Genomic DNA, 19,122 nt, shown 5'->3' on the forward strand with positions numbered 1-19,122 from the left:
GGCGTCAAACCTCGATGCCCATAAGGACCACGTCGTCCTCGGGCTTTCCGGTACCTTCAAGGGTGGCGTTGGCAATGGACGCAACCGCAGCGTCCAGAGGCAGGCAGGAAGCCTGGCGGCAGGCGGCGAGCAGGGCGGCCAGCCCCTGGCTGCGTCCCCGGCCTGCCTGGCCGAAGCGTTCGATGAGCCCGTCGGTGTAGAGGTAAATGCGATCACCCGGTGCCACCGTCCGCTCGATCTGGCCGCATTGGATGGTGGCAAACACCCCGAGCACGTCGCCGTCGGCGGCCAGCAGTTCGACCTCGCCCTGCCCGGTGACCAGGATGGGGGCGGGATGGCCGGCGTTGACCAGACTGAGCCGGGACCGCGTCCGGTTTAAAAAGACCAGGGCGGCGGTCAGGTGCTTGCCGTCGCGCAAAAAGGTGGTCAGCACGCTGTTCATGTTTTTAAGCGTTTCCACCGGCGAATAGAGCGGGTTGGCGTTCTGGCGCACCAGGGCCTTAAGCGAAGAGGTGACAAAGGACGCGCCCAGGTCGTGGCCGGCGATATCGGCCACGAAATAGACCATCACCGCGTCGCTCCAGGGAAAGACGTCGTAAAAATCGCCGCCGGCCTCCAGGGCCGGCACGTAGCGCACGGCAAACCGGGCTTCGGGGATGTCCTCGGCGGCCACCAGGATGGACTGCTGGGCGTCGCGGATCTGGGCCAGCTTGGCCGCCTGTTCGGCCAGCAGGGCCTTTAAGCCCTGGCGCAGGCGGATGTGGATTTTTACCCTCGCCAGCACTTCCTCCCGGGCAAAGGGCTTGGTCACGTAGTCCACGGCCCCGAGCTTAAGCCCCCGGACCTTGTTTTCCACGTCATCGAGGCCGGAAATGAAAATGATGGGGATTTCCGCCGTGGCCGGGTCGGCCGTTAACTGGGTGCAGGTGGCAAAGCCTGATTCGCCCGGCATGATGATGTCGAGGATGATGAGTTCGGGCTGCTCCCGGGCGGCGATTTCCCGGCCCATAGGCCCGGACGAGGCGCGCAACGGCGTAAACCCGGCCTCCTTGAGCATCCAGGCCAGGGTTTCGACATTGATCGTTTCATCGTCCACGATCAGGACGCGGGGCGGCTGGGCCGCGCGGGCCCCAGCCCTGCTGGGCGCGTGTTTCATGATGCCTGGCTGGTGCGGGCTGCCGGTGCGGCGGCGGGCCGGTTATGCGGAAAACGCGTTGCTTCACAACTTGCAACCCAGTATGACGTTTTCCGAGGCGCTTGACAACGCGGCCGGCGTGCTTTTTGTTGGCGAGCCCGGCGTCATCCAGGCGCAAGGGGGACCGGGCCGGCGCGGCCCGAACGGCCGAACGGCCGAACGGCCCGTACGGTGAGGATATGAGGCGGACAATGCAAGACGTTTGGGACAAGTTCTGGAAATTTCTGCTCAGGCGCCATCAGGGCCTGGGCATCGTCGGCCTGTGGGTCATAAGCCTCGTGCCGGGGCTTATTGTCTCCATACGCAAGGGCGATCCCGGGATGGCCACGGTCGTGGTCATGGCCATCCAGCTTATGGCTTCGTTTGGCTCCATCACCCTGTTTGGGGTGGTGGCCCAGCTGATCTGCTACAAGTATATTGAGTCCGTGGAAGTCCACGACCGGATGATGGACGGGCTGTTTTTCGGCTTCCACGCCGGCATGATCATCTGGGTGTGCTATGGCTTTTTCCACATCCTGTTTGGCCGCAAAATCATCGGCAATGTCAACGATCTGGTGGCCATTTTCGGCGTCAGCTGCATCGGCAGCTGCATCATCGGCATTGCCATCGGTTTTTTGGTGGGCAAACTGCGCGACGGCAATTCCACCATCGTCTGACCGGTTGCACCGTATTTTTCCGCGATTGCCGCCCCGCCCGGTTCCATTTTTACTGGACCGGACGGGGCGCTGGTCGTTTTGGGGAGGGGCGCTTTGTGGCCTTGGAACCCGCCGTGCCGGGGGGGCCGGATGATGCGTTGTCAGGCAACTGGCCGGAACGGTCTGGCCCCGCCTGCGCCAGGCCGCACCGGAACGCCGGGTTATTCGTCGTCAGGCAGGAACATGGTGATGATTTCGGCGGCCTGGATGTCGGCGGCGGCCACCACGTCGGCCAGGCGCTCGGGCGAAAGGCCAAGGGTTGTCCAGGCGGCCGGCGACAGGGGCGGCACGTAGATTTCGCCGCTGGCCCCCAGGAGCAGGGCGTTGGCAGCGGCGTCGGCCACATGGATCATGGCCGGCATGGGCTGGCCCATGGGGGAAATGCCGCCGTGGTGATGGCGCACGGCCCGTTCCAGATGTTCCGGGAACCGCCAGCGCCGCAGCAGCATGCCGCCAAGGGTGGCGTGGTCAAAGCCCAGCATGGCCCGCTCGGCGTCGCGCAGCAGGATTCCTTCGTTGCGGGCCTTGGCCAGCACATGGGCGCTGTGGCGGGGCAGATTGCGATACAGCACCAGCCGGCCCACGTCGTGGAGCAGGCCGGCCACGAACAGCCGTTCCACTTCCACCCCGCCGCCGCCGCCGCCGGCTGCCGCCAGATTGGAGGCGATGATGCCGCAGCCGATGCTGTGCTTCCAAAACGAGCGCATCTCCACCAGACCCTCGGGCAGATCCTTAAAGATGCCCAGGACCGAGATGCCAAGGGCCAGGGTGGAGATCTGCCGGCTGCCGACGATGGTCACGGCCCGGGACAGCGTGTCCACTTTTACGGGAAACCCGTAAAAGGCGCTGTTGACGAGCTGGAGCAGCTTGGCCGACAGGCTGGTATCCTTGCCAATGGCCCCGGCCGCCTCCTGGGCCGTGCTGCCGGGGTCGTTTAAGACCTCGTTTATGCGCACGAACACGTCAGGCAGGGAGGTGAGCTTGGGGTCGGCCTCGATGATGTCCATGGGCGACGGCGGCGGTCCGTCGGGCAGGGGCGGCAGGCTGTCCAGGGATACCGGCCCGGGCAGGGCCAGGGCCTGGGGGCCTTTGCCGGCCAGCAGCCGGGCGGCCCGGGGCAGGGATACGGAAAAAAGGGCGGACTGGGCCGGCTCTTCCAGATCGCAGTGGATAAAGCGCGGGGCCAGGGCCTGGGCGGCTGCGGTGAGATCGGGCGGCGTCTCCCATGCAGCGGCCGGCCCGGTCGCCGTCTCCGGGGAGGGCGCGTCCGGGAGCCGGATCAGGGCTTGCCCGTCGGCCACCTGCCAGGCAGGCAAGAGCGCCAGATGGCGTGCGGACAGGACCGTGCCGCACGGCAACAGCAGAGCGCCGTCTTCCCGGCGCAGATCCGCAGCCAGGACCATGCCGGGTTCGAGGGCGTCAAGGGGCAGACGTTGCTTCATGATGCGGCCTTGGCCATGCGTAATTGTTTAAAAACGTCAGTTAACAAGTGTATCCTGCCGGGGTGGTGTCAAGGGAAAACGGTTGGCCGCTGCCCGGCGAGGCTATGCAAGATTGATGCAAAACATATGTCCGGTTGTGATAGTTGCTGCGCCAGGGGCCTGGGCGCGTTATAAGGACCGGGGAGGTGGCGGCATGGCAAAAAAGTCTCTGGCGGTGGTGGTCAGTCTCGATGTGGAGGAAGAGGGCCTTTTCTCGGGAACCTACCCCCGGGACGGGGCCGGCCTGTCCAATATCGCGGAGCTGCCGCGTTTGGCCTTTCTGCCGACCGAGTTCGGCCTGCCCCTGACCTACCTGTGCGATTATCCGGTGATGTCCAACGGCCCGAGCTGCGAGGTCCTGGCCGGGCTGCTGGCCCGGTGCGGCGGCGAGCTGGGGGCGCATCTGCATCCCTGGAACACTCCGCCTTTTCCCGAGCTGCCCTGGCCTGAGCCGGTAAGCACGGCCGTTATGCCGCGCGACGTTTTCCGGGCCAAACTCGACAGCCTGCAAGGGGCTGTTGCGGCCTTTGCCGGAGCGCCGGCCAAATCGTTTCGCATGGGGCGGTGGAATCTCTTCCCCCGGGCCATGGCCGAACTGCCGGGCGCGGGGTTTCTGGTCGATTCCAGCGTCGTCCCGCTGCGCCACGTTCCGGGCGGTCCCGACCATTTTCTGGCTCCGCCCGATCCGTACTGGGTGCGCCCGGGCGGTGCGGCCGGTATGCCCGGTGCGGGTGGCGCGCGCCTGCTCGAAGCCCCCTCCACCCAACTGCCGCTCATTCCCGGCAGCCACCGGCTGGCCTATGCCCTGGCCGAGCGGTTGCCGGCCAGGCGCGACGCCATCCTCGCCACGTTTATGAAAACCGCAACCCTTGGCATCAATCCGGTCTGGATGCCCGAGGTCACCATGAAGCTGGCCGCCCTGGCCCACGCCCGGCGCGGCGGGCAGGTCCTGACGCTTTTCTGGCATTCCTCGGAATTGCTGCCGGGAGCCAGTCCGCATTTTCCGGACCGGGCAGCGGTGGACGCGTTTGTGGCAAAGGTCCGCCGCTTTGCCGAGTGGCTGCGACGGACCTTTGCTGTGACGGGGGTGACCCTTGGCGAGTTGGCCGGACCGGCCTTTAGCTGGCCGGAGTGCAGCCCGGCGTCTCGTCCGAATAGTACTCGGGAGCGGGGCTAGACAGGCCGCGGCCGTTTTTGTCGAAAATGGCGTACTGCTTGCAGCCGAGCTTTTGCAGGCGAAACTGCATCGAAGTTTCCAGAACGCCGATGCCGTAGGTGCAACTGCGGCGGAAGTTGATGGACGAGGCCTCTTCAAAATACTTCGTCGGGCAGGAAACCTCGCCGATGCGAAAGCCGAAATAGACCGACTGGGCCAGCATCTGGTTGTCAAAGACGAAGTCGTCGGAATTTTCCCACAACGGCAGCTTCTCCAGCACCTGCCGGCTAAAAGCCCGGTAGCCGGTGTGGTATTCCGACAGCTTGGCCGACATGAGCAGGTTCTGGGAAAGGGTTAAAAAGCGGTTGGAAATGTACTTGTACAGGGGCATGCCGCCGCCAAGGGCGGTGCCGCCGAGGATGCGCGAGGCAATGGCCACGTCGTATTCGCCGCAGGTGACCAGATTGGCCATGGCCGGGATGATTTTGGGCGTATACTGGTAGTCGGGGTGGACCATGATGACCACGTCCGCGCCGGTTTTAAGCGCCTCGGCGTAGCAGGTCTTCTGGTTGCGGCCGTACCCCCAGTTCTGCTGGTGGCGAAAGCAGCGCAGCCCAAGCCGCTTGGCCTGGTCGATGGTGCTGTCCCGGCTGCAGTCGTCAACGAGGATGACCTCGTCCACGATGTCTTTGGGCACTTCGGCGTAGGTGCGCTCCAAGGTGGCGGCCGCGTTGTAGGCGGGCATGACCACCACCACTTTTTTTCCGTTCATCATGGGCGTTGGCTCCAGGGGGGTCGCCGGATCGCTGGCGAAACGGCGGAATGCGCCGCGAGAAAATGAGGATTCGCGGCCGAACGAGGAACTAATCCTGAAATCGGGTGGCCTGTCAACTGCCGTTGCAGGGTAATTTCCGGAAAATTGCAGGCGCCATTTGCAATTCCGGCGGGTTAAAAGGCTGTTGCAATTTCTTCGTCCACCTGGACACAGCCCGGAGCCCTGCACGCCGCCAGGGCCGGACCCTGCCGGGCCGCCCGCTGCCGGTGGCTGGCAGCGCTGCCAGCCGCACCAGGACCCGGCCTCCAGGCCAGGCATGCGCCAACCGTACTCCTGATGCCCCTGGGGGGAGCGCAATTTTAGCGTCTGTATCAGCGGGTTCTCGGAAATAGTTTCCTTGTTTTTGTAATGTCGCAGGGAAAATATTTCGCAATTTGTACCAAGGATAGGCGATAAAATGCTTGTTCGTTCCATAGGAAACGCGTATATGGCCGAGGCTTCAATGCACAATGGCGATAACCGCGTTTCATAGGATTCAAGATTGTAGGAAGCATGTCGCGTCTCCCTTTTTACAAAAGTATCTACTGCAAGATAATGATCGCTTTCATGGCGGCCATTGCTCCACTTGTCGTTGTCCAGATATGGCTTTCCATCGCCATGCGGCATGATACCCTGGAGCATGGGCGCAGTCTATTGCATCGCGCCGTTTGCGATGCTGCAGCTGCCCAGGATACCTTGGCCGGGCAGCTGCAACAGGCTCTGGCCGATGCAGCGGCCGAGCCGGCCCTTCAGCTCATGGATCTGGATGCCGCCGATGCCGTGCTGCAACGACTCGTCAAGGATATTCCGGCCATTAGTAATGCCGTTGTCTGTGATCCGGGCGGCAACGTCGTGGCCTCGGCCAAAAAGCCGTTTGCCGGGGTGCGCAGCGATCACCGCCGGTATTTTGTCGAGGCCCTGCGTCGGGGGGGATTTGTGGCCGGTGACTATGTTGTCGCCCGGGTTTCCGGCGGCCCGTCCATTCATTTCGCCCAACCCATCCACAATGCGGCCGGACAGGTGGTCGGGGTTTTGGGGGTGGCTGTGCCGCTCACGTGGCATCAGCGGCTGTTTGAAACACTGGACGTGCCCAAGGGGGCCTTTCTGGCCTTTTACGATGTTCAGGGTGCGCTCTTGGCCCGCTATCCGGACAGTCCTTCCCGGCAGCCCGGGGAGCGTTTCGCGGCGTTGTTCCAGGGCCAGTTTTCCTGGCATCAGGCCGCCGGCTCCTTTGCCGCTCCGGGACCGGACGGGATAGAAACCTTGTATGCCTACAAGATTCTGCATTTAAACAAGGAGGCCACCGATCCTTACGGGGTCATGTTCATGGGCATTCCCATGCCCCAGGCGCTTCGGGAGGCTCGGGACCGCATGCTGGCCACGGCAGCGGTTTCGGTTGGTGCTGTGATTCTGGCCGTGCTGCTGGCGGCGGTCCTGTGCCGGGCGGCCATCGTCAACCGCCTGACGGTCCTGGCCGGGTTTGCCGCCTCCCTGGGCCAGGACCGGGTGTGCCTGCTGCCGCCGCGCTTTGGTGCTGACGAGATCGCGCAGCTTGGCCGGCGCATGGTGGACATGTCCTTGTCGCTGCACGAAAAAAATGAAGCGCTGGCGGCGACCATGGCCAGTCTTGCCCAGGAGCGCGATGCCTTGGCCGCCGCCGTGGCCCAGTTGCGCCAGGCTGAAGAGGCGTTGACGCGCCGGGCGGATTACGATGATCTGACGGGCCTTAAAAACCGGCGCTGCTTCCAGGAGCGGTTACGGGACGAGATGGCCCGCAACCGCCGGTACGGGACGCCGTTGACCCTGGTTCTTCTGGATATCGACGATTTCAAGCACATAAACGACACCTGCGGCCACAGCGCCGGCGATGCCGTGCTGCGCGGCCTGGGCCAGACCTTGCGGGCGACGTTGCGGGATGTGGACGAAGCCTACCGGGTGGGGGGCGAGGAGTTTGCCCTGGTCCTGCCGGCAACACCCAGCGACCAAGGGCTGCCGGTGGCCGAACGGGTGCGCCTGGCCGTGGCCGCGCTGGTGGTCCCCGTGGCGCACCAGTCCCTGCGGTGCACCGTCAGCCTGGGGGTGGCCGAGGCCGATCCCGGCCTGCAGGCGGAAAAAGACCTGTTCGCCGCTGCCGACCGGGCGCTCTATGCGGCCAAGGCCGCTGGCAAAAATTGCAGCCGTCTGGATGCCTCTACCCGCGCCTGAGGCTTTACAAGATGACCGGGCTTGGGTAGCGAAGGCAGGCCATGCCGCATATCACGACATCCGCCGGACCGATTCCGACTGCGCCGCCTTGCGGCCCCGCCACCCCGGGCTTTCGCCCCAACTGGGGGCTGGCCGCCGTGCTCGTCCTGGCCGCCTTCCTGTTGTTTTACAATCTGGGCCAGCGTCCCTTTTGGCAGGATGAGGCGGAAACCGCCTGTCTGGCCAAAAGCGTCCTTGAAACCGGCCTGCCCTACGCCTATGACGGGGTAAACGTCGTTTCCCAGGAAGAAGAACGCGAGTTTGACAAGGTCGGCGGCTATCTCTGGCGCTGGTCGCCCTGGATTCAGATCTATCTGCAGGCGACCGGCTTTGCCGTCGGCGGCCTGAACGCCTTTGCCGGCCGGGCACCGTTTGCCCTCGCCGCCCTGCTCGCCGTTTTCTGGACCTACCGGCTGGTGGCCCGCCATTTTGGCGACCGCACCTGGGCGCTTATGGCCGCGACCCTGCTGACCCTGTGCGTGCCCTATCTGCTGATTGGCCGTCAGGCCCGCTATTATGCGCCCGGCACACTTTTCGTCCTGTGGACGCTGGACGCCTTTTTGTCCGACTGGCAGCGCCGGGCCGGGCCTATTGTGGCCATGTTTGGCGGCATGATTCTGCTTTTTCATGCCAACTACCTGCTTTTCCTGAGTTTTGCTCCAACGGCCCTGGCCGCAGCCCTCTTTGTCTACCCGGAGAAATTCCATCTGCGCCGGCTGTCTGTCCTGGCCGGGGCCACTGTGGCCGTGGCTGTGGTTCCGGGCATCATGCTCTATCGTATCGGCCGGCAAAGCGGCATGTTCGATATCCTGCTCGTGCCGGAAAATCTCATGCTCTATTTCGCCGATCTTTCGATGTTTTGCATCCCGCTGCCGATTTCGGTGTATCTGGCCTGGCGCTGGCGGCGGTTTTTCACCCGTCTGGAACGCCCGGCCGAGGCGGGCGAGCGGTTCGTGCTGTTTGCCACGGTGTTGATCGTTCTCAGCCTGCTGTTTTTGGGCCTCGTGCCCCAGCGTTTTTTTCGCTATATCGCCCATCTGCTGCCGCTGTGCGCCATCCTGCTGGCCTATCTGGTGCGCCGGCTGTGGGATTTTTCCAAGGTCTCGGCCGTGATGCTTTTTTGCCTGCTGGCCTTTACCAACTGGCTGGCCGTGTATCCCATGGAACGGCTCAAGATCGTCAACCGGCCCTGGCAAAACGACTTCCGTATGCTTACTTCCCTTAATTTCCCCATCAAGCTTTTTGTCACCGAGCTTGTCTGCGGCTACCCCGACGTCAACACCTCCATCATCGATTTTTTCAAAACCAACGCCAAGCCCGGCCAGACCATCGTGGCCGAGTACGGCGATCTGCCCCTGCAATTTGCCCTGGACGGGGTGCGGGTGGTGGGCGGCCTGCAAGGGCCGGTGCCCGCCGATGTCCGGCCGGACTGGGTGCTGCGCCGCCGGGTGGTGCGGGTCAACCGCGACCGTTTTCTCTTTGGGGCCAGGGAATTTACCGACAGCCTGGATCTGACGCGCGATTTCGAGCGCGTGCCGCTGCCCTTGCCGGACGAAACCTTTGGCAACCGCACCGACGATCCCAACCACCATTATTTCATCCCGGTGGAGGCTCCCCAGAAAGCGCTGGAAATCTGGCGGCGCAAGGAGGCTTCCCAGTGAAATGGCCCCTTTCCCGCGAGACCGTGGTCCGGGTGCTCCTCATCGTGGCCCTGGGCGGCACGTTGTACAAGGGCTTTTTAAAAACCCCGGAAGCGGCCAGCCATCTGACGCCCAAGGCCTTTTTCGACGGGCTGGTCAACGACGGCGAGAACACGGCCATTATGAAGGAACGCCACCGCGACGTGCTGGAAGCCACGGACAAGGCGGTGCGGGTCCGTCTGGATGAGCTGCGTTCCGGCGTCTATAAACCGGCTCCCGGCTCGCTGGTTTCCGAGGCTTCGCTGACCCGGGCCATCCGCAAGGACGAGGCCACCCGGGCCCGGGCCGAGGATGACGTCCTGCGGGCGGATGAAAAGCTTGAGCGGGCCAGACGCCTGGAAGCCGCCGGCTGGCGCATGGGCCTTTTCGGCTGCACCCCGGCCGGGGAGGGCAGGCCATGAGCCGGGGCCGGTGCAGCCTTGGCAAGTGGCTCGGCCTGGGGCTTTTGGCCGTGGTCCTTGGCGGTGTCGGCGGGCTTGTCTGGTTTGGCGCGTGGTATTATCCGGCCCTGGGCTTGGCCGGCATCCCCAAATCCGGCTACCGGCAGGCCTTGGACACGGCGGCCCGGGGCATGACCGCCAGCGACGGCCTGGTCTTTGAGGATTTTGATTTTTCCAAATTCCGGGAAGTGGCGCGCGGCGGCGAAGCCTACGCCTGGGGTGCGGCCCGCTGCAAGGCGGCCGACGGGTCCACGACCTTTTACTGGGTCTATCTGGAGTGGAGCAAAAAGCGCGGCCAGTGGCTGCGCAACTACAGCCTGGAACTGGCCGCCCCGGACGATGAGATCTATTTTACCCGGCTGGTTCCCGGCCAGTTGGGCCGGGCCGGAATGGCTGCCGGCAAGCTGCTGGGGCAGTTGGGCTCACGCCTGCGCGAAGCGGCCGCCGGCCGCCCGGCGGGCCAGGACCGCCAAGGCTTGCAAAGCCCTGGTCTTTGACGTATTGGCCGTTGTTCCCGGCCGATTAACGGGAATCGGCACGGCCACCCGGCCGGCCAGACGGCCGGCTTTTCCTGCCTGACCGGGGCCGCCGTTTTCAAACTACGCGAGGAATCAACGAACGCCATGAGACTGCGCCAACGCTGCGATCAATTCAATGCCCTGCACTCCCAAATTTCGGCCCAGGGCATCAATCCCTATTTTCGCCCTATTGCCAAGTCCTGGGGCGCCGAGGTCGAGATTGGCGGCAAGCGCCTGGTCATGATCGGCTCCAACGACTACCTGGGCTTTAGCCACGACCCCCGGGTCATGGACGCCTCGGCCAAGGCCGTCTACCAGTGGGGCACCGGCCCTGGCGGCTCCCGCTTTTTAAGCGGCAATATGGTGCTGCACCATCTGCTGGAAGAGCGCCTGGCCGCTTTTGTGGGCAAGCGCAGCGCCGTGGTCCACGTCACCGGGTTTAGCACCAACCTGGGCGCACTGGGCGTGTTGGTCATGCCCAGCGATACGGTGCTGTGCGACCGCGAAAACCACGCCAGCATTTTCGAGGGTGTCAAAAACACCAAGGCCCGGCTGTCCACCTTCGCCCACAACGACGCCGCCCATGCCCTGGCCCGCGTGGAGGCCATCAAGGCCAACCGCCCGGACAACGACCTGTTCCTGGTCACCGAGGGCGTGTTCAGCATGTCCGGCGAGCTGGCCCCCCTGGACGAGATCGCGGCCGTCAAGGACGCCCATCCCGACGTGATCTTCTACCTCGACGACGCCCATGGCCTGGGCGTTTTTGGCCGGGGCGGACGCGGCAGCGCGGATCATTTCCGCATCACGGACAAAGTCGATTTCATCATGGGCACGTTTAGCAAGTCCATGGCCTCCATCGGCGGGTTTATCGCCTCCGACGACGAGGACATGCTGCGCTATCTGCGCTACCAGTCGCGCACCCAGATTTTCTCGGCCGCCCTGCCGGCCGCCAATACCGTGGCCGTGCTCACCTGCATCGATATCCTGGAGCGCGAACCCGAGCGCGTGGACCGGCTCCACGAAGTCACCGGGCGCATGCGCCAGGCCTACAAGTCCATCGGACTTCGCATCGGGGCCTCGTCCTCGCCGATCATTCCCATCATCATCGGTTCCGACGAGAAGGCCTTCCAGTTCTCCCAGGCCCTGTTCGAGGCCGGGGTATTCGCCTTGCCGGCCGTCTACCCGGCCGTGCCGCGCGGGCAGGCGCTTATTCGTACCGCCTACATGAGCACCCACCAGGATCGCCAGCTCGATTTCGTGCTGGAGGTTCTCGACCGCCTGGCCAAGGAGTTCCGCATCCGTGAATGCGACATCGAGGACGAGCCGCAGCCAGCTGACGGCGACGATGAAGGCGAAGCCGCGGCCAAGTCCAAGCTGTCCTATCTGTAAGCAGGACACCGAGTTGCGAGAACCGACAGACGCCCTGGTACGCCGAGGGGCTCTGGTGATCTGATATGGCCATAGGAAAACGGAAAAAAATTACAGTTGCCGAGCTGGACCGCATCCGTCGGCGGGGTGCGGGGCCGTTGCGGTACTACGATCTCGTGCTCGTCAGCATACGCGAGGTCTTGCGCAAGCGACGCCGCTATATCGGCGTCCTTGCCTCTATTGCCCTGGGCATGGCGGGATTTATCGTCATTATCACCATGGGCAACGACCTGAAGAAAAATTTTAACAACGACCTCGATCTGCTGGGCGGCGCGACCATCATGAACGCCATGTTCGAGCAGATCCAGCTCGAGCGCCAGGAGTGGTTTCGCGAACGCACACTGGCGGCCATCGGCCGCATCCCGGGCGTGCTCGACACCACCAAGGTGGCGCTCAAAGCCAGTGCCGTGACCACGTGGCACGACCGGCTCTTCGGCTTTAATCTCGTGGGCTGCGAAGCCAACTACTGGAAGGTCTTTTCCTTTAATGCCACGGTCGGGCGGCTGTTTGACCAGCAAGACGTTGACGCCGGTGCCCGGGTCTGCGTCGTCGGTGCCGACCTGGCCCGCCAGATGTTTGGCCAGGAGGACAAGGGACTGGGGCAGATCTTGTCCATCGACGACAATCTCTATACTGTGGTCGGCATCCTCGGCGGCGTGCGCGCCGGAGACCGCAGCCAGTTTGTTTTTTTGCCCATCACCACGGCCCTGGCCAGGGTGGGCGGTGTCTCCCAGCCGTACAGTTGCTATATCCGTTGCGCCACCTGGGACGACGTGGCCACGGTGGCGGCGGCGGTGCCCGGGGTGGTCAAGGCCAACCAGCCGGACCGGGGCCTGCGGGTCAATGTGGCCTGGGAGCCGCTGAAGCAGGTGCAGCGTATTTTCTGGTGGGTGGAGCTTTTCATCTACAGTTCCATCGTGGCCACCATGATCCTTGGCGGCTTTGGCATCTGGAACATCATGATGGCCACCGTGACCAGCCGCACCCGGGAAATCGGGTTGAAAAAAGCCATGGGGGCGCTCGATTCCGACATCCTCTACCAATTTCTCTTCGAGGCCCTGTGCGTGACCCTGTCGTCGTCGGTCTTTGGCGTCATTCTGGGCCGTATCGGCATCGAATACATGAGCCGCATGCTGGGAACGCGCCCGCCCGAGGGCATGTTTGTGCTGTGCCTGCTCATGGGCCTGGCCTTTGCCGCCATTCTCGGCGTTGGCGCGGGACTGTATCCCTCCATCCGGGCCAGCCGGATGCAGGTCGTGGACGCCATGCGTTATGAGTAACCAATACGACATTGCCGATGACAACGCCCTTGTCATCGACATCAATAACCTGACCAAGACCTACCAGACCGGCGCAGGCGGCATTTCGGTGCTTAAGGATGTCAATCTCCATGTGCGCCGGGGCGAGATGGTGGCGGTCATGGGGCCGTCGGGGTCGGGCAAATCCACCCTGCTGTTTATCCTGGGCCTTTTCCAGCCACCCAGCACCGGCGGCTACAAAGTGGCCGGGGTTGACGTTTTGTCACTGTCCCGTGACCAGCAGGCGATATTTCGTCGGGAGATGCTGGGATTTGTTTTCCAATCCTGCGATCTGCTCGAAAACTCAACCGTCTATGAGAATCTTGAGTTGCCGTTGATCTATGCCGGTGTGCGCCGCAGGGAGCGGCCAGACAGGATACGTGAGGCGCTTGGCATGGTTAACCTTGAGCACCGGCTCCATCAGCCGTCCAACCGCCTGTCCGGCGGCGAGCGGCAGCGGGTATCCATTGCCCGGGCGCTGGTCAATGAACCGGAATTTATTTTGGCAGATGAGCCCACCGGACAACTTGACCGGGAAAACAGCCTCCGTGTATTAGAGTATTTTACAAAGATCACGGAAGAAGCGCGAACGGCCATGGTCGTGGTCACCCACGACAACATGACGGCCGAACACTGCACCAGAAAATGCGTCCTTACGGACGGGTATTTAAACGGGTAACGCTCAACGGGGAGGAGCGCATGGCCAGGAAACTGAGCTATCGGCAGGGGATGCCGGCGTCCGGGGGGGACGTCTCGGGCCGCGCGTTTGCGGCTGTGTTGTTGCGTATTGGCGCTTTGGCGCTGGTTTGCACGGTGGTTTTGGGGGCCGCCCTGCCAGCCGTTGCCGCTCCCGGTGATCGCTACACCAAAGACAAGGTCAAGGGCGCTTCCACTGGGACCGCTGAAACGCCCAAGCCTTTTTCTGCCGCTGCTCCGGCCGCCGCACCTGCTGCGGCGGGCGACGACCCGGCACCGAGTTTTTCCAAGGCAGCCGGGGGGGTTGCCCTGGGGGCCACGGTGCTCAAAAACCCGGCCGATTTTAACGAGTGCGTGCGCGTGGCCCTGGCCCAGTCGCCCTTGCTCACGAAAAGTTCCATTGAGATTGAATCCAAGCGCCTGGATGTCGGGGATGCCTATTCCCAGTATATCCCCACCATCATCATGAGCACGACGTTTTATTTGCGTCTGCCGGAATACGAAAATACTGCGGCGGCATCCACCTGGTCCAATGTCCTTTCGAATGCCTCGTCCAACCCGGCCCAGAACCTGTCCAATTCCGTTTCTGCTGCCAACGCGATCTATGCGGGCAACTCCCTCAACCGGGATCGCAAAAAATACGACCTGAGCTTTTCCACCGGGGCCTGGAACCCGCTTCTGACCGCCTTTGACGTCCAAGCCAAAAAGGAAATGGTCAATATCGCCGTTCTGTCCCATTTGAAGGTTATCGACCAGGGGCTCAAACGCCTGGGGTTCACCTATCTCCAGATCGGCATGGTTGATTCCGTAATCCGCATGGCCAAGGAGAAGGAAGACCTGGCCCAGAAAAATCTTGAATACGTCAAGACCAGGGCTGGCCTTGGACAAGGGGCCCAGTTGGACGTGCGCATCGCTGAAACCAAGATCAATCTGTCCCGGGCCGAAGCCGAGAAGATGCGCACCACCAAAAGCGTGCTCCTGGATGAACTGAAGTTTATCCTGGGTGTACCCTTTGTGCAAAAAGTCGAAGTGGCCACCAACGACGTTGCCCGTCAGGTGCTCGAAGACTTCAGCCCGGCCAGCGTCACCGACGAAAGACTGAAAAAACACTCTTTCCAACTGCGTATCCTTGAATACGAAAAAGCGTTGCAGAAAAAAAGCATCGCCCTGTCCTACATCCACTTTCTGCCGACGTTTTCGTTCGGTTTCACCTCGGTCTCGACGCTGAGCAACAACAACTACAAGGACGACACCTCCTCCCTGCCGTTCATGTATCCCAACCTGACGCTGAACATGCCATTTGACTGGTGGACCAAAGGACGCGATGTCAGCCGCCAGTACAAAAAGATGGCCCAGCTCAACGTTGAAGGGCGCAATCTTGAATTCTCGCTGATGAGCCAGTTCCAGCAGTCCCTGGCCAAGCTGCGCGCCGCTGTCTCCGAGGTCAAATTCGCCGAATCCCAAGTGGAGCTGCAAAAGCTCACCGTGCAGCAGGCCCAGTTCCGTTTTGACGCCGGCCAGGTCGAATACGACTCCATTGTCGCAGCTATGACCGCGTATCTCGACAGTAAACAGGCATTGATCGGCAAGCAGTACGAGCGCGATTCCGCTATGCTCGAAGTTCGTTCCCTGTGCGGCGATTTCCAGGATCGCTACATCAACGCAACTGTTATGGAGAACATCTAACATGATACTGCGCGTCGCGCTCCTGGCTGCCGGCATCGTGTTGTCCGGACCCTGCGCCGTCCTGGCCCAGGCCCCGGCTGCGCCGGCTGCCCAGCCTGAAAGCGCCGAGCGAGCTTCGTTTCGTCCGGCGGATATCAGCTTTTCCGGCAAGCTCTACAGCCCGGTCAAGCTCGCGATCTTTTTGCCCTACACCGCCAAGGTACTGACGGTGACCGGCCATATCGGGCAAAAGGTCAAACGCGGCGACATTCTGGCCACGTACGAGATCCCGCTGGAAACGCGCATGGACGAGAAGACCAAGCTCTCCCCGGCCACCATCAAGGATTTGGAACACAAGTTGGCTCTGGCCGACAAGGAAATTGACCGGCTGTCAGCCAAGAGCCGCGAGCTGGAAGCCATGAGCCAGCGCAATATGACCTCGCAGCAGGCCATCTCGATGAACGCCAAGGAAATCGAGGTGTACCGCAAAGATAAGGCGGCTGTCAGTGAACAACTGGCCTTGACCCGCGACTTGCTCAATGACCGGGTGGAATTGGCCGAAGATCATTTCGGCAAAGGTGCCGGTATCGGCAAAGTACCCAAAGAAGGCATCATCAAGGCACCCAATGACGGTTTCGTCCTGTGGATGAACCCGGAGCTTCGGGCCGGGGTCAAGCTGGCTAAAGAAGCCGAGCTTTTTCAGGTCGGATCGCTCAATCCCATGATTATCCGGGCCCAGGTCCACGAGATCGAAGCGCAAAAGCTCAGAGAAGGGCAGTCAGCCACGGTCACGTTTGAATCCATTCCGGGCAAAAAATATACAGCCACCGTGTCGCGCATCCCCTGGGCTCCCATCCCGGCGGCGTTGCAACAGCCGTCCTATTACGAGATTGAGCTGACCATCCCCAACCCGGATGCCGAGCTTAAGGAAGGTCTCAAGGTCCAGATTACCATCCAGCCCGGCAAGTAGCTCCGCCATGACCAATTCTCCGCTCGTTGTTGCGGCTGTCGCCAGCCCGGCTGATCTGGATGCCTTTATCCGGTTTCCCTGGGAAATCTATAGGGACGATCCCTTGTGGGTGCCGCCGCTGATTCCCATGCAACGGGATTTTCTTGATCGGCGCAAAGGTCCGTTTTTCGAGTTCGGCCAAGCTGAATATTTTCTGGCTCGCCGGGATGGCCGGGTGGTCGGGCGCATTTCGGCCCACACAAGCGGCCTGTACGAACAGCACCACGATACGGAAACCGGCTTTTTCGGGTTTTTTGAAAGCGTTAACGAGCAGGCCGTGGCCGACGCCCTGCTTGAGGCCGCTGCCGCCTGGGCGCGGGAGCGCGGCAAGATCCGCATTCACGGACCGCTGTCCTTTGGCATCTACGACGAAGTGGGCCTTTTGGTTGACGGCTTTGATTCGCCGCCTTCCATGATGCAGACGCATAACCCGCCGCACTATGAGACCTTGCTGACCAACTGGGGGCTGACCAAAACCTACGACTGGTTCGCCTACCGCATCAGCCGCAAGCCCGGCATGGATGCGGCCAAGCTGGCCAGGCTTCGCGACTCCATCCTCACCCGCCAGAAGTGCTCCATCCAGCCCATTCCCCGCAAGGAATTCGCCAAGCGCGGTCCCCAGATCAAAGAACTTTTCAATGACATCTGGAGCAAGAACTGGGGGCATGTGCCCTTGACCGACAAGCAGTACGAAGACCTTTTTGTGACGCTCCAGCCGCTGGTGCGACCGGACCTGGAAAGCATGATCCTGGACGGTGACGAGATTGTGGCCTTTGCCGTGGTGTCGCCGGACATGAATCGGTCAGTCAAAAAGTTTAACGGCAAGTTTGGGTTGTGGCAAAAGCTGCAACTGCTCTGGGATTGCCGGGTCAAGCCGCTCACCCACTGCCGGGCCATAATCATGGGCGTTGCCCGTACCCATCAGTGGAAACGGCTGCACCATGCCATCATCATCAACATCATCGTCAATTTCCTGGTCAACCACCCGAAGATGGAATACTGCGACTGTTCGCTCATCCCGGAATCCCTGGAACAGTGGAACAAGACGCTGACGGATTTTGGCGGCGAGCGCTACAAGGTGTTCCGCCTCTATGATCGAGCCATCTGATCGGGGGATCCGCCGCTTCGATTGGTGGCTGGTCGCCTGCATTTCCCTGGGCGTTTATGCCCTGGCCCACCGGCTGGGGCTGGCCTCGCCCTTTGTCATCAACGACGACGCGCGCCAGCAACTCTTCTGGATGGCCCGCTGGCTCGATCCCGCCCTCTATCCGCCGGATTTGCTGTCCGACTACGCCGCTGCCTATGTGCCGGCCGGGGTCAAGGCCTTGTATTTCGTGGCGGTCAAAGGCTTTGGCCTGGAGCCGCTCTTTGTTTCCAAGCTCGTGGCCGGGGCGCTGTTTGTTCTCCTGGCTCTGGCCCTTTTCGGCCTTGGCGTGGCGCTTGAAGGGCCAACCCTTGGTTGGTTTGCCGCGGCCATGGCTTGGCTTATGCCGTATTTCCTCAAAAACATTTCCGGCGGTCTGTCCCGGGCCTTTGCCGGACCACTTTTGGCGCTGTTTGTGCTCGCCTGGATGCGCCGCTGCGGCCGTGGCATGGCCTGGGTCTTGCTCCTTGAGGCCGTAACCATCCCCTACATCGCCATCTTGTGCGCCGGGTGCGCCTGCCTGGACGCTGTGATGGCCCGCCTGACCGACCGGCCGGCCGCTCCCTTTCCCGCCCGTTCCAGCCACGGGCTGGCCCTGCTGGCTGCCGCGGCCATGGTCATCGGCCAAAACGTAACGCTGGCGGCCAAGGGTTTCGGGCCGCTGGTCGGCCGGGCTGCCCTGGCCGCCGGGCCGGAATTCAGCGCCGCCGGCCGCTTGGAACTCTATCCGCTGCCCAATCCGTTTTTTGATCTGTTCTACTGGCCCCTGGAGAGCATAGGGCTTTTTCTGGAATGGGGCCTTTTCCCGGGCATCGTGTCCCTGGCGGTCCTGGCTCCTGTCCTGTGGTACGGTGCCCGCAGCACTCCCTGGCCGCAACTGGCGGCCAAGGTCCGGCCCCTGGCCATGCTGTTGGCCGGTTCCCTGGCCCTCTATGTCCTGGCCCGGGCCATTGCCCTGGTCTTGTTCGTCCCGGACCGTTACATCTGCTATACCATCAATTTGTGCTATGCCCTGGTCTTGGCCGTGTGTCTGCGCCATGCCCTGGCCCCGCTGCTGACCCGGCGCTGGGCCGGTGCAGCCCTGGTCCTCCTGGCCGCCGGCCTTGGCGTGTGGCGTTTAACCAACGTCGGCCTCTACGATTACCGGGCCGATGCGCCGCTTTATGCCGCCGTGGCGGCGCTGCCGGCCGACGCCCTTGTGGCGGGCAATCCCAAGGATATGGACAATGTGCTGACCTTTGGCCGGCGCAATGTGCTCGCTTCCTACGAGCTGGCCCATGCCTGGAGCGTGGGCTTGTGGAAGTCCATGCTGCCGCGTCTGGCCCATCAGGCCGAAGCCTATTATGCCAAGGACGCCACTGTGGTGCGGGAATTCGCCAAAGCCTACGGAGTGGGCTGGATTGTGGTTCGCGAGGCGGATTTTGAGCCGGCGGCCATTGCCAGGGGGCCGCTTTTTGCCCCCTTTGACCGCCGCATCCAGGAACTGGCCGGGGCACCGGGCAATTTCGTCCTTCTTAACGAGGCGCAATTTCCCTATACCAGCCCGGAGCCGGGGGTGCGGCTGGTGGATGTGCGCCCTGCCGCGCAGCCCGCGCCCTGACCGGGGCTGCCGGGCCCCAAGCCTGTAACTCTGACGAAT

The 19,122-nt window shown here is 62.6% G+C and carries 16 protein-coding genes; 13 read left to right on the plus strand and 3 right to left on the minus strand.

Annotation, left to right across the window (positions count from 1 at the left end; genetic code table 11):
* Nucleotides 1–4: 4 nt before the first annotated feature.
* Nucleotides 5–1,156, minus strand: a complete 1,152-nt coding sequence (locus tag GTA51_RS03950) for a PP2C family protein-serine/threonine phosphatase (RefSeq protein ID WP_160958873.1) — start codon at nt 1,154–1,156, stop codon at nt 5–7.
* A gap of 230 nt (nt 1,157–1,386) precedes the next feature.
* Between GTA51_RS03950 and GTA51_RS03955 the strand changes: the two genes are divergently transcribed.
* Entirely contained in the window at nt 1,387–1,851 is a 465-nt protein-coding gene (locus tag GTA51_RS03955) for a hypothetical protein (RefSeq protein ID WP_160958874.1), read from the plus strand.
* A gap of 200 nt (nt 1,852–2,051) precedes the next feature.
* On the opposite strand, the gene GTA51_RS03960 is transcribed toward GTA51_RS03955, so the two are convergent.
* A complete protein-coding gene (locus GTA51_RS03960) occupies nt 2,052–3,332 on the minus strand; it encodes an HDOD domain-containing protein (protein ID WP_160958876.1) in 1,281 nt (426 codons plus the stop codon).
* Nucleotides 3,333–3,525: 193 nt separating this feature from the next.
* Here GTA51_RS03960 and GTA51_RS03965 point away from each other — a divergent pair, with 193 nt between their 5' ends.
* Nucleotides 3,526–4,548 carry a polysaccharide deacetylase family protein gene (locus GTA51_RS03965; protein WP_160958878.1) on the plus strand — a complete coding sequence of 341 codons (1,023 nt, stop codon included), beginning with the start codon at nt 3,526–3,528 and terminating at the stop codon, nt 4,546–4,548.
* On the opposite strand, the gene GTA51_RS03970 is transcribed toward GTA51_RS03965, so the two are convergent.
* Nucleotides 4,490–5,302, minus strand: coding sequence for a glycosyltransferase family 2 protein (locus GTA51_RS03970; protein ID WP_160958879.1), 813 nt, complete (start codon nt 5,300–5,302; stop codon nt 4,490–4,492). The two genes, GTA51_RS03965 and GTA51_RS03970, sit on opposite strands and share 59 nt — an antisense overlap.
* A 552-nt stretch (nt 5,303–5,854) precedes the next feature.
* Between GTA51_RS03970 and GTA51_RS03975 the strand changes: the two genes are divergently transcribed.
* The 11 genes from GTA51_RS03975 (at nt 5,855) to GTA51_RS04025 (ending at nt 19,083) form a co-directional block, all read left to right on the plus strand.
* Nucleotides 5,855–7,546 carry a sensor domain-containing diguanylate cyclase gene (locus GTA51_RS03975; RefSeq protein WP_160958881.1) on the plus strand — a complete coding sequence of 564 codons (1,692 nt, stop codon included), beginning with the start codon at nt 5,855–5,857 and terminating at the stop codon, nt 7,544–7,546.
* Nucleotides 7,547–7,587: 41 nt separating this feature from the next.
* Nucleotides 7,588–9,246 (plus strand): ArnT family glycosyltransferase, encoded by a 1,659-nt coding sequence (locus GTA51_RS03980; protein WP_160958882.1) that lies wholly within the window; start codon nt 7,588–7,590, stop codon nt 9,244–9,246.
* Nucleotides 9,243–9,686 (plus strand): hypothetical protein, encoded by a 444-nt coding sequence (locus tag GTA51_RS03985; protein ID WP_160958884.1) that lies wholly within the window; start codon nt 9,243–9,245, stop codon nt 9,684–9,686. The genes GTA51_RS03980 and GTA51_RS03985 overlap by 4 nt, the downstream gene beginning before the upstream one ends.
* Nucleotides 9,683–10,222 carry a hypothetical protein gene (locus GTA51_RS03990; protein ID WP_160958885.1) on the plus strand — a complete coding sequence of 180 codons (540 nt, stop codon included), beginning with the start codon at nt 9,683–9,685 and terminating at the stop codon, nt 10,220–10,222. The genes GTA51_RS03985 and GTA51_RS03990 overlap by 4 nt, the downstream gene beginning before the upstream one ends.
* A 126-nt stretch (nt 10,223–10,348) precedes the next feature.
* Nucleotides 10,349–11,632 (plus strand): aminotransferase class I/II-fold pyridoxal phosphate-dependent enzyme, encoded by a 1,284-nt coding sequence (locus tag GTA51_RS03995; protein WP_160958887.1) that lies wholly within the window; start codon nt 10,349–10,351, stop codon nt 11,630–11,632.
* Between the two features lie 65 nt (nt 11,633–11,697).
* A complete protein-coding gene (locus GTA51_RS04000) occupies nt 11,698–12,951 on the plus strand; it encodes an ABC transporter permease (RefSeq protein ID WP_160958889.1) in 1,254 nt (417 codons plus the stop codon).
* Nucleotides 12,944–13,648 carry an ABC transporter ATP-binding protein gene (locus GTA51_RS04005; RefSeq protein WP_160958890.1) on the plus strand — a complete coding sequence of 235 codons (705 nt, stop codon included), beginning with the start codon at nt 12,944–12,946 and terminating at the stop codon, nt 13,646–13,648. Before GTA51_RS04000 ends, GTA51_RS04005 begins: the two co-directional genes overlap by 8 nt.
* A 20-nt stretch (nt 13,649–13,668) precedes the next feature.
* Nucleotides 13,669–15,351 carry a TolC family protein gene (locus tag GTA51_RS04010; RefSeq protein WP_160958892.1) on the plus strand — a complete coding sequence of 561 codons (1,683 nt, stop codon included), beginning with the start codon at nt 13,669–13,671 and terminating at the stop codon, nt 15,349–15,351.
* Nucleotide 15,352: 1 nt separating this feature from the next.
* Nucleotides 15,353–16,300, plus strand: a complete 948-nt coding sequence (locus GTA51_RS04015; protein ID WP_160958894.1) for an efflux RND transporter periplasmic adaptor subunit — start codon at nt 15,353–15,355, stop codon at nt 16,298–16,300.
* A 7-nt stretch (nt 16,301–16,307) separates the two neighbouring features.
* A complete protein-coding gene (locus GTA51_RS04020) occupies nt 16,308–17,447 on the plus strand; it encodes a GNAT family N-acetyltransferase (RefSeq protein ID WP_160958895.1) in 1,140 nt (379 codons plus the stop codon).
* Complete coding sequence (locus tag GTA51_RS04025) at nt 17,431–19,083, plus strand: hypothetical protein (protein WP_160958897.1); 1,653 nt, start codon at nt 17,431–17,433, stop codon at nt 19,081–19,083. The genes GTA51_RS04020 and GTA51_RS04025 overlap by 17 nt, the downstream gene beginning before the upstream one ends.
* The last annotated feature ends 39 nt before the right edge of the window (nt 19,084–19,122 follow it).

It is taken from the genome of Solidesulfovibrio aerotolerans, from assembly GCF_009856865.1.
Classification (GTDB): domain Bacteria; phylum Desulfobacterota; class Desulfovibrionia; order Desulfovibrionales; family Desulfovibrionaceae; genus Solidesulfovibrio; species Solidesulfovibrio aerotolerans.